General features: G+C 73.5%; 7 protein-coding genes. 2 read left to right on the top strand and 5 right to left on the bottom strand.

Annotated features, from left to right (window positions below; all coding sequences use genetic code 11):
• Both GCU69_RS23395 and GCU69_RS23390 read right to left on the bottom strand, forming a co-directional pair.
• The coding region (locus tag GCU69_RS23395; RefSeq protein ID WP_156207090.1) for a lipopolysaccharide biosynthesis protein at positions 1–1553 on the bottom strand (1553 nt) is incomplete at its 3' end.
• Positions 1550–2824: a glycosyltransferase family 4 protein gene (locus GCU69_RS23390; protein ID WP_156207089.1), complete on the bottom strand. Its 1275-nt coding sequence runs from the start codon at positions 2822–2824 to the stop codon at positions 1550–1552. The genes GCU69_RS23390 and GCU69_RS23395, both read right to left, overlap by 4 nt.
• Before the next feature lie 179 nt (positions 2825–3003).
• Here GCU69_RS23390 and GCU69_RS23385 point away from each other — a divergent pair, with 179 nt between their 5' ends.
• On the top strand, positions 3004–3474 hold the full coding sequence (locus GCU69_RS23385) for an adenylyltransferase/cytidyltransferase family protein (RefSeq protein ID WP_098751655.1): 471 nt from the start codon (positions 3004–3006) through the stop codon (positions 3472–3474).
• On the opposite strand, the gene GCU69_RS23380 is transcribed toward GCU69_RS23385, so the two are convergent.
• On the bottom strand, positions 3428–4153 hold the full coding sequence (locus tag GCU69_RS23380; RefSeq protein ID WP_235978652.1) for a CDP-alcohol phosphatidyltransferase family protein: 726 nt from the start codon (positions 4151–4153) through the stop codon (positions 3428–3430). The genes GCU69_RS23385 and GCU69_RS23380 overlap by 47 nt on opposite strands.
• 406 nt (positions 4154–4559) lie before the next feature.
• Here GCU69_RS23380 and GCU69_RS23375 point away from each other — a divergent pair, with 406 nt between their 5' ends.
• The gene (locus GCU69_RS23375; protein ID WP_235978651.1) at positions 4560–5516 is read left to right on the top strand and encodes a hypothetical protein; all 957 of its coding nucleotides are present in this window, start codon (positions 4560–4562) and stop codon (positions 5514–5516) included.
• Between the two features lie 223 nt (positions 5517–5739).
• Here GCU69_RS23375 and GCU69_RS23370 read toward each other — a convergent pair whose 3' ends face one another.
• Together GCU69_RS23370 and GCU69_RS23365 are read right to left on the bottom strand one after the other, a co-directional pair.
• A complete protein-coding gene (locus tag GCU69_RS23370; protein ID WP_098751656.1) occupies positions 5740–6477 on the bottom strand; it encodes a bifunctional DNA primase/polymerase in 738 nt (245 codons plus the stop codon).
• Between the two features lie 186 nt (positions 6478–6663).
• A complete protein-coding gene (locus GCU69_RS23365) occupies positions 6664–7275 on the bottom strand; it encodes a TetR/AcrR family transcriptional regulator (RefSeq protein ID WP_098751657.1) in 612 nt (203 codons plus the stop codon).
• Between the last annotated feature and the right edge of the window lie 204 nt (positions 7276–7479).

The raw sequence follows: 7479 nt of genomic DNA, 5'->3' as shown, positions 1-7479 counted from the left end.
TTCCGGCGGCCGAGGAAGCCGGGGCGGTCCCCGGCGCCCTCGGAGTGCAACAGCGCTCCGAGCACGGTGCCGCCCGCACCGCCGACCAGCTCCCGGACCCGGTCGAGGTCGTCGCGGCGCACCTCCCGGGGGTCGCAGACGACCAGCACGCCGTCGACCCGGTCGGCGAGGGCTATCGCGTCGGCGTAGGAGAGCACCGCGGGCGCGAGGACCACCACGACCGAGTCGGCGGCGTCGGCGGTGGAGACGAGGCGGCTGGCCGGGCCGGAGGTGAGCGCCCGGGCGACATTGCGCACCCTGCTGCCCGGTATCAGGTCGAAGGCGCCGGACTCCCCGGCGTCGATGGGGATCTGCAGACCGGTCGGCCAGCCGTTGTCGCCGCGCGCGGGCGTACGGGCCCAGCCGGGCCGGATGCCGTCGGCCGAGCGCAGCCGGGCGGCGAGGATCGGGGTACGCAGGTCGGCCTCGACGAGCAGCACCTCACGGCCCATCTCGACGAAGGACGCGGCGAGGTTCACGGAGACCGCGGCGGCGGTGTCGATCGAGCCGCGCGGGGCGACGACCAGCAGCCGGCGCCGGTCGGCGAACGTCTGGTCGTAGGCGAGCCGGAAGGCCACCGAGCGGTACTCCTCGGCGAGCCTGCCCTCGGCGAGCAGCCGGGCCGGGGCGTCCCGGCGACGGCGCGGGAGGGTGCCGAGCACCGGCGCGCGCAGGGCCCGGACGACATCGCTCTCGGAGCGGGCCGTGGGGTCGAACACCAGCCGCACCCAGGCGGCGAGCAGCCCGATGCCGATGCCGACGGCGCCGCCGAGCCCGAGGAGCAGGGACAGCCCGGGACCGCTGGGCGCGTGCGGCGGGGTGGCCTTGCGGACGACGAAGCCCGGGGTGGTGTCGAGCGCCTTCAGCTTGGTGATGCTGTTGTTCAGCTCGGAGATCCGGCCGATGACGGAGGACTGCACCGACAGGGTGGTGTCGAGGGCGCGTCCCTCGCCGAGCCCGGAGATCTGCTCGGCCAGCTCGTCACGCTGTTCGCGCAGCGGTTCGAGCTGGTTCTCGTATCCCTCGACCATGTTGTCGATGACGGACTCGGTCTGCCGCTCGCGGTTGTCGAGGTAGGCGTCGGTGATGGCGTTGGCGACCTCCGCCGCGTTCGCGGGCGACGCGTCGGTGTAGGAGAAGCGGAGCACCAGGGTGTTGGGCGGGTTGGTGACCTGGAGTCCCTGCTGCATCCGCTCGGTGTCCCCGGGGAGGTCCAGCTGCTCGGCGGCCCGGGTGACGACCGCGCTGCTGAGCGCCGTCTGCACCTCGGACCCCATGCTGAGCTCCTTCTCCGGGGAGCCGCCCGGGGCGAAGGGGTCGACGGAGGCGGACCGCACGGTGACCTCGCTGGTGGCGACGTACTCCTCACCGCCGGCCAGGCCGACCCAGGCCCCGCCGAGCAGTCCGGCGGCCACGCCCGCGGCGATCAGGCCCCGGTAGCGCAGCAGTTGCCGGAACTGGTCGCGCAGCAGGTCCGGTTCCTCGTGCGTCCGCGCGCCCGGCTGTTCCGTCATGTGCGGGTCCCCCTCTGCCGTGCGTGGGTCTCCAGCGCCTCGTCGAGGAGCGCGGTGATCCGCTTCAGTCCGGCCTCGCGGCTGAGGTGCGCGTCGACGTACGCCGGCCCGCGCGCCCCCAGCGCCTGTGCGGCGGCCGGGTCTTCCGCCAGCTTACGGACCGCGGCCAGCAGCGCGCCGGGATCCTCCGGAGGTACGAGCACGCCCGCGCCGGAGCGGCGCACCTCCCCCGCCGTGCCGCCCTCCTCCGCCACGGAGGCGACCACGGGCCGGCCGGCGGCGAAGTACGAGGTGAGCTTGGACGGGATGCTCATGTCGAGCACCGAGGCGCGCTGTGTCACGGCGAGGACGTCGGCGGCGGCGAGAACGTCCGTGAAGTCCTCGTCGTCGGCGGGCGGGAGGAAGACGAGGTTGGGCAGTCCGGCGCCGAGTTCGCGGAGCCGTTCGCGCTGGTTGCCGTCGCCCATCAGGACGAGGTCCACGCCCGGTTCGGCGCGGGCGGCCTCGACGAGCACCTCCAGGCCCTGCTTGAGGCCCATGTTGCCGGAGTGCAGGACGACCGTGCGGTCCTCGCTCCAGCCCAGCCGGGCGCGGGTCTCGGCGCGGGTCCGGGACGGCCGGGCCACGTGCGACCAGTTGGGCACGAGCCGGATGCGGTCCGGGTCGACGCCGAGGGCGGCGACCTTGTCGGCGAAGGTCTCGTGGATGACGCCCACCAGGGTGGCCCGCCCCAGCACATGCCGCTCGACGGCCGCCGCAGCGCCCGCGGCCCGGCCGCCGCCGCTGATCCCGCTCTGCGCGGCGGCCGCACCCATCAGGTCCTGCACGACCGGGACGTACGGCGCCCCGTGCCGCCTCGCGATGCGGGCGCCGAGGACACCGCCCGCGAGGCTGGGAAGCTGGGCGACGACCGCGTCCAGGGGGCCGGTGCGCGGCGGCGCGAGGAGTCCTCCGGCGAGGATCGACGCCTCGTACAGGGCGCGGCGCAGCGCCGTCTGCCGGGAGGGCACGGTGTGCCGGCGGCGGTGCACCCGCACCCCGGCGCGCTCCTCGGTGACCCGCCGTACGCCGCGGTAGGCGGGGTCGGCCCGCCAGGCCGGATAGTGCGGGATGCCGGCGAGCACATGCGTCTCGGTCCGCCCGTCGGCGGCCCAGTGCTCTGCGGTCTGCGCGGCGTACGGGCCTATTCCGGCCTGTTCAGGAGCGTAGTTGGTCGATACGAGCAGGACCCTGCGGGCCCGCGCCCCCTCGGCCGTGCCGATGTCCGGCATGGCGGCTCTCCTCCCCCCAGAGTCGATCGGATGCACCCTAACCTTTCACCGGTGCAACATGCCGTCTTTCTTTGGCCATTACGGTTTCGCCATCTGCCCGCTCAGGCACGCCGTGCCCCGCTATCGTCGGTGCCTTGAACGCGCTGGGGAGCGCGTGACGCGAGTGGGGGGAACACCACATGCCGCACACCGTGGGCTATGCACCGGGCGTTTACGACCTGTTCCACGTCGGCCATCTGAACATCCTGAGACACGCCCGCAGCCAGTGCGACTACCTCGTCGCCGGGGTGGTCTCGGACGAGATGGCCGAGCTGGCGAAGGGGCGGGCGCCGGTGGTGCCGCTGGTCGAACGCCTGGAGATCGTCCGCTCCGTACGCTTCGTGGACGCGGCCTTCGTCGAGACGGTGCCGGACAAGCTGGAGACCTGGCAGCAGGTCCGCTTCGACGTGATCTTCAAGGGCGACGACTGGCGCGGCACCGCCAAGGGGCACCGGCTGGAGGAGGACTTCAGGACGGTGGGCGTCGAGGTGGTCTACTTCCCGTACACCGTGCACACCTCCAGCACCCAGCTGCGCCGCGCGCTGGACACGCTGGCGCCGCCGGTCACGCCGGGCGTATCGCAGTCAGTTCCCGGAACCACTTCGCCGTGAAGGCGGCCAGGAACAGCACGTGCACCGCGAACAGCGCGGTGTAGCCGGCCAGGAACGCCCGTTCGCTGCCCAGGAGCAGGAAGACCAGGCAGAAGACGCCGTAGTCGACGGGCAGCAGCGCCACCGACCGGAGCCGCGAGGGCGCGGCGGCCGGGGCCGTGCCGGCCGCCGCCGGCGCGGCCTTCGGCTTGAGCTTGTCCGCCAGCAGCCCGCCCGTGAAGATCAGCACCGCGGCCAGCTGGAAGCCGAGGGGCAGCAGCAGCCAGCCCGGCCCCGGGAGGTCGAAGAAGCGGTGGAACGAGACGAGCACGGCGGCGTGCAGCGCGGTGATCTTCGCGGCGTCGACGATGTGGTCCAGCCACTCCCCCGCCGGGCTGCTCTCCCGGCGCAGCCTCGCCAGCTGTCCGTCGGCGGAGTCGAACGCGAAGCCGACCGCGAGCCCGAGATACACGGCCGCGGCGAGCCCCCAGGACGGTCTGCCGAGCGCGAGAGCGGCCACCGCCGCGAAGCTGAAAAAGGCGCTGACCAGCGTGACCTGATGGGGCGTGAGGCCCAGTCGGTACGCCCCGGCGGCGAGCACGCGCCCGGCCGGCCTGTTGATGTGGCGCGAGTACAGCGAGACGCCCTTCGCCGTCTTCTGCGCCCCCCGCAGCTCCCGCAGAGCCGCGCCGTATGTCATCGAACCCGCCATCATCCCCCCAGACGATCGGCCCGCCGGTGCGGCGGTACCGGAGCCCGAGCATGATTGCACGACCCTCCGACACCGGGCCGCGGTCCGCCCCCGGTAGGGTTGCGCCGAATCGAGCAGCCCGAAGGGCCTCAGGGGGTGTCTTGTGGATCTCCGCGGAAGAAGGAGCGGCGTCGGGTGCGCGCTCCTCCGACCACCGTTGGGAGGTGCCCCGGTGCAAGGCGGGGGAAGCAGTCGGCGCGTCGGGGGTCCCGCCGTTCCGAGCGGACCCGGGAACGCCGGTTCCGGGGAGGCGCCGGCGGCCGGTGACGGCGCCGCGGACGCGCGTGCCCCGCGCCGCGGTGCCGCGACGGCGCGCGGGACGGCCCCGGGCCCGGCGAAGCGCAGGCTGCCCCGGGTGACGGCGTTCCTGTCGGCCACCGTCATGGTGACGCTGACCGGGTGCGTGACGGTGCACGGCGAGCGGGAGGTCATTCCCGCCGTGTCGAAGGCGGAGGCCGCGAAGGCCCTGGAGACGTTCACCGACGGCTACAACGAGGCCAATCGCAAGCTGGACCCGGCCGTCATCGCCAAGGTCGAGACGGGCGCGCTGAACACCATGAACGGCGCCGACCTCAAGGCCCGCCGCGTGAACAACCCGGACGGGCTGCCCGACTACCCGGAGCTGAAGCTGACCGACGCCCGCTTCGCGATACCCGCGCAGGCGGGCTGGCCCAAGTTCTTCGTCGCCGACACCGACAGCAACCGGGACGAGAACCGCTGGCTGTTCGTCTTCACCCGGAACGGCGCCGCCGAGCCCTGGAAGGCCTCGTACCTGTCGATCCTGAGCGAGGACGAGGTGCCGGAGTTCGCGCTCGACAAGGACGGCTGGGCGGAGCCGGTCACGGACGGGACGGGCCTGCTGACCGACCCGGCGAAACTCCCCACCACGTACACCGGCTATCTGAAGTCGGGCGAGTCCGGCGAGGGCGAGCTGTTCGCCGACGGCTACGCGACGTCCGGGCAGCTGGAGTACCGCGAGAAGGAGAGCAGGACCCCGAAGTACTGGACGCAGTTCGCGGACCAGCCGGCGAAGCCGCCGCAGTACGTCCCGGTGGCGCTGCGCACGAAGGACGGCGGCGCGATGGCCTTCTTCGCCGCGCACCACACCCAGCGGCAGACGATGGCCGAGGGCTTCACCATCAACAAGATCAACGACGCCCGGGCCAACGCGCTGCTCGAGGGCGAGGCGAAGAAGAATCTCACGCTGGTACGGATCTCCCAGTCGTCGGTGAAGATCCCCACCAAGGCCGACGGCGGCCAGGTCACCTTCCTCAACCGGCTCGAAGGGCTGACCGCGGCCAAGGGCGACTGAGGGGACGGGGGCGGAGGCTGCCCCGGGCCCGCGGGAACGGCCCAGGCCCGGGAGGCGGCCGATGCCGCGGGGCGGCGGGGACGACCCGGGCGGCGGGCTCCGAGGGCCTGCCCGGCCGGGCCCTTCCGTCACCGGCACCTTCCGTCACCGGCGGCACCTTTTCGCCGGCCGCCGCTCCGGCCACCGGGCTCCCGGCTCGCCCGGCCGCNGCCGGCCGGCTGCGTCAGCGGCCCAGCGGCCAGGCCGCCGTCTCCAGGTCCACGTCGTCGCCCGCGAACCGGGCGCAGGCATCGGTGAGCGTCTCCAGCAGGGTCAGCGGGTCCGGCAGCGGCAGCTCCGGTCCGCGCAGCCAGCGCACGGCCCCCTCGGCGGGCAGCACGGCGGGCGGTACGAGCACATAGCTGCCCCGGCAGTGCCAGCGCAGCCCCGGGTGCTCGTCCATGGTCTCGGGGTGGCAGTCCAGCTCGCACGGCCACCACTCGTCCTCGTCCTCCGGGGTGCCGCGGGTGGCCGTGAAGAACAGCAGCCGACCGAGGGAGCCGCCGCCACCGCTCTCGGCGACCGGGCCGACCTCGATCCCGGACTCGTCCAGCCGCTCCAGGGCGCTGCGCCCGGCCTCGGCCGGCACGTCGAGTACGTCGTGGTCGATGCCGGTGGCGGTGACGAAGTTGGCGAGCGGATTGGCCCGCAGCAGCCGGCCGATCTTCTCGGCGTCGGTGGAGGCCTGGGTCTGCCAGGCGAAGGAGACGGGATGGCGTCCGGGAGTGGGACAGCCGATCCGGTCGCAGGAACAGCCGTACCCCTCCGGATGGGCGGCCTGGGCCAGCGGGAAGCCGGCGCCGGCGGCGGCCAGGAGCAGGTCCTCACGCTCGGCGGCGGTCGCGCCGGGGCCTGTCGCGCCTCGGGGGCCGCCTTTCGGGCGGCGGCGCAGCCACTGGGAGAATCTGCTCTCGCGTTCCATCCATCCCCTCACTTCGGCCGTTGCCCCGCTGCCCGGTCGGCCCGGGTGCCCGATCACTGCTGCAATGCTGCCACCATCCTGGCCCCGGCGGGGGCCGGTGTTCACATCCGGGGTACTCCGCGTCAGCCCTCTCGTAGCGGAGAAGACGCCTGATCCCGGACATGGCGGACGCCGGTGTGCGTCCGCTCACACGGATTCCGGCCCGGGCGCGAGGCCCCTGAGCACCGTCTCGACGACGGAGTCCGCGTACGCGTGCGTCAGCGGCAGGGTGCGCAGCATCCAGCGGTGGTAGAGGGGGCCGACGAGCATTTCGAGCGCCACCCGCAGGTCCGCCCGCGGCGAGATCCGGCCCGCGTCCCGGGCACTGCGCAACCGTGCCTCGAAGGCGGCGAGCTGCGGTTCGAGGACCTTTTCGTTCAGCTCCCGGGCGAGCGCGGGGTCGTGCTGGCTCTCGGCTGTGAGGGCCCGCAGGGGAAGGTCGTACTTCGGGTCGGCCAGCTCGTCCGCGGTGGCCCGCAGGACGAGCTTGAGGTCGGCCTCCAGATCGCCCGTGTCGGGCAGGACCGGGCCTCCGGAGTCCTCGCTCAGCGCGAGGAAGGAGTCGAAGAGCACCGACGCCTTGGAGGGCCACCAGCGGTAGATGGTCTGCTTGCCGACACCCGCGCGGGCGGCGATGGCCTCGATCGTGAGCTTCCCGAAACCCACCTCCCCGACGAGTTCGAGGGCGGCGTCCAGGATGGCGCGGCGGGAGCGCTCACTGCGGCGGGCGGAATCGGGTGTGCGTGGCTGCTCGGACATGGCCCGAACCTACCACCAGAGCGAGGCGAGACGTTTCGTCTCGACGACGGGAGGTGCGGGGAGCCGGGGCCGAGAACCGGGTGCCGGGAGTGGGTGCCGGATGCCGGATGCCGGGTGCCGGATGCCGGGTGCCGGATGCCGGGTTCGGGAGCCTGCCGGGTGTTGGTGCCGGAAGCCAGGTGCCGGGCGTCGGGTGCCGGGTGT

Origin of the sequence: Streptomyces lycii (assembly GCF_009735685.1) — a bacterium.
GTDB classification, from domain to species: domain Bacteria; phylum Actinomycetota; class Actinomycetes; order Streptomycetales; family Streptomycetaceae; genus Streptomyces; species Streptomyces lycii.
This window is presented reverse-complemented; position numbering and strand designations above follow the sequence as displayed.

Coding starts and splice junctions, on each gene's coding strand:
- GCU69_RS23385 (WP_098751655.1), top strand. CDS start 3,004: ATGCCGCACACCGTGGGCTATGCACCGGGCGTTTACGACCTGTTCCAC.
- GCU69_RS23370 (WP_098751656.1), bottom strand. CDS start 6,477: ATGGAACGCGAGAGCAGATTCTCCCAGTGGCTGCGCCGCCGCCCGAAA.
- GCU69_RS23380 (WP_235978652.1), bottom strand. CDS start 4,153: ATGACATACGGCGCGGCTCTGCGGGAGCTGCGGGGGGCGCAGAAGACG.
- GCU69_RS23365 (WP_098751657.1), bottom strand. CDS start 7,275: ATGTCCGAGCAGCCACGCACACCCGATTCCGCCCGCCGCAGTGAGCGC.
- GCU69_RS23390 (WP_156207089.1), bottom strand. CDS start 2,824: ATGCCGGACATCGGCACGGCCGAGGGGGCGCGGGCCCGCAGGGTCCTG.